This window comes from Xenorhabdus beddingii, from assembly GCF_002127545.1.
GTDB classification, from domain to species: domain Bacteria; phylum Pseudomonadota; class Gammaproteobacteria; order Enterobacterales; family Enterobacteriaceae; genus Xenorhabdus; species Xenorhabdus beddingii.
Map to the genome: position 1 here is coordinate 1 of NZ_MUBK01000107.1, position 1,273 is coordinate 1,273.

The 1,273-nt window shown below is 50.2% G+C and carries 2 protein-coding genes; both read left to right on the plus strand.

Annotated elements, in window-relative coordinates:
- Positions 1 to 4 precede the first annotated feature (4 nt).
- Complete coding sequence (locus Xbed_RS18655; RefSeq protein WP_086114303.1) at positions 5 to 682, plus strand: phage minor tail protein L; 678 nt, start codon at positions 5 to 7, stop codon at positions 680 to 682.
- A gap of 3 nt (positions 683 to 685) precedes the next feature.
- Positions 686 to 1,273, plus strand: a 588-nt coding sequence (locus Xbed_RS18660; RefSeq protein ID WP_086114302.1) for a C40 family peptidase, incomplete at its 3' end; no start/stop codon positions are given.

A 1,273-nucleotide genomic window follows, 5' to 3' on the forward strand; every position in this document is an offset into this window, starting at 1 on the left:
GCGGATTGAGGTTACCGAACTGAGTCAGAACGCCATTCTTAACCTATATGAGATTGATTTAACGGCGTTTGGTGGGGATATCTACCGTTTTCATGATGGACTGAATGGAAAGCTCCAGCCGGTTATCTGGCAAGGAATGCGTTATGAAGCGTATCCGGTTGAAGTGACAGGGTTTGAAATGAGCGGCAAGGGGCCAAGCGCCAGACCCAAGATGGTCTTTGCCAACATTAACGGATTTCTGACTGCGATAAATCAGGATTTCAATGATGCGCTGGGGGCAGTGGTGACACGCCACCAAGTGCCGGAGATTTACCTTGATACGGTCAATTTTCCCAACGGTAACCCACAGGCAGATCCCACCAGAGAGGCAGTAAGTAAGTATCTGATAGAGCAAAAGCAAGACTCAAACAGTGACTTTGTCACTTACGTACTTGCATTGCCCAGTGAAACGGACGGCGCGTTGATTCCGGCGAGAGTGATTCAGGCGGATATTTGCAGTTGGCAATACCGCTCTGCTGACTGCGGCTATGATGGCCCACCCGTGGCCGATGAGAAAGACCAGCCAACGACTGACCCACTCAAAGACCGGTGTTCCAAAAAATATACAGGCTGCATCTGTCGCTATCCACGTCCTCAACCCATGCCATTTGGCGGCTTTTTGGGTGCCAACAAGTTAGGTTAATCCATGATTGAACAAGATATTATCGCCCACGCGAAAGCGGAGGGTGCTAGGGAATCGTGCGGCCTGATTTCCGGTGGCCGCTATTTTCCGTGTCGCAATATTTCCACCGATCCTGAGCACTACTTTGAAATTAATCCTGATGACTGGATAACAGCGGAATGCTTTGCAGATATTGAAGCCATTGTTCACAGTCACCCCAATGGACGACCTCGACTGAGTGCAGGCGATCGGGAACAGCAAATTAAAACGGGGTTACCGTGGTGGCTGGCCTGTGGTGACCGGGTGCATAAATTCCGTCCGGTTCCCCGCTTGCTGGGTCGGGAATTTATACATGGCATACAGGATTGTTATTCCCTGATCCGTGACGCCTACCATCTGGCAGGCATCGAATTAGATGATATCCACCGTGACGATGAATGGTGGAATGCCGGGCAAAATCTTTATCTGGATAACGGAATAGGTCAGGGGTTTGAGCAGGTAGATGAAATTCAACCCGGTGATGGCATTCTTATCTGTTTAGGCAGTCAGACCCCCTGCCATGCCGCTATCTATATCGGCAATCAGCAAATCTTACACCACAGGCCGGATCGC